Annotated in this window: 2 protein-coding genes; one reads left to right on the top strand and one right to left on the bottom strand. The window is 56.6% G+C overall.

From position 1 onward, the window contains the following. Positions 1 to 341 (bottom strand): YceI family protein (locus tag OQK_RS00990; RefSeq protein ID WP_016770718.1); only part of this gene is annotated, 341 nt, incomplete at its 3' end. A gap of 290 nt (positions 342 to 631) precedes the next feature. Between OQK_RS00990 and OQK_RS00985 the strand changes: the two genes are divergently transcribed. Next, on the top strand, positions 632 to 922 hold the full coding sequence (locus OQK_RS00985) for a DUF3077 domain-containing protein (RefSeq protein WP_010212293.1): 291 nt from the start codon (positions 632 to 634) through the stop codon (positions 920 to 922). Positions 923 to 937: the final 15 nt, after the last annotated feature.

Raw genomic sequence — 937 nt, 5'->3', positions numbered from 1 at the left:
CCAGGGGCCAAATCGTTGATCGGTTGCAGGTTGATCTGCGCGTTGATCAGCGCGTCTGGAAACGTCTTGATCTCGAACAACTGATTGCGCATGCGCTCGTCGCGCAGCGGAACGCCGCTGTTGACCGACTCCAGTTCCACCTCCAGTTGCGCGGCGCCCTTGCTGTCGACTTTGCCGTGCAACACCAGGAAGCGCTGCACTTCGGCGATTTCGGTGTTCTTGGTGGTGACGAACGACAGGCGCGAGGACTCGTTATCCAGATACCAGTCGGCATGGGCAGGCACAGCGGCGGCGGCCAAGAGGGCGAAGGCCAGGGGTTTGATCACAGAAGCGTTGAACATTGAAAACTCGCGGGGCGAAAAACCTGAACGAACCTTAACCGTCCATTGGAGCGGAAGCAAAGTCTGTGATGAGCGGGCGTGGAATCCCGGGAAAGAACACGCTACAGCGCCGTCAAACAATTAGTCGGCGCTTTTTTGTGCCTGCTGTTTGTGCTTTATGGCGACTGTACGTGGGAGGCCTTGTGCCTGCCGAGTTGCTTCTTCTCGGATTCCAACCAGCGTACAGCTGCCCCCCCCACGCTTGGAATCGTGACTGGCAGCTCTTTTTGGTTGTACCAAAGGAGCAAGCTATGCCGTACGAAATACCCTCAGCCGAAACTATCGGCGCCGCGACCTTTGCAGATTGCGGAGAAAACAAAAGCCATTTGAAAGTGTTCCGTGTCAACGCAGGGGTTCCGCTGCTGGAAGCCCTTGAACACGCCTCGCACGTGCTTTATTACGCAAAAATGCTCTCGCTTGAGGCCGCCATGGACCCCAAGGCGGAGAAGTTCGCTTTCGCCTCGCACTATTTGGGTGAAATGGGCAAAGCGATCATTGATGATCTGCTGTTGGCTATGCAACCTGGCAGCCCAGCCACGTAGTAAGTCGTTCGCGCC

It is taken from the genome of Pseudomonas sp. R62 (assembly GCF_000257605.1).
Lineage (GTDB): Bacteria > Pseudomonadota > Gammaproteobacteria > Pseudomonadales > Pseudomonadaceae > Aquipseudomonas > Aquipseudomonas atacamensis.
Note: the sequence above shows the minus strand (reverse complement) of the source record. Positions and strands in the feature narration are given on the sequence as shown.

Bases quoted from the DNA above. Each gene is read 5' to 3' on its own strand.
- OQK_RS00985 (WP_010212293.1), top strand. From the start codon at position 632: ATGCCGTACGAAATACCCTCAGCCGAAACTATCGGCGCCGCGACCTTT.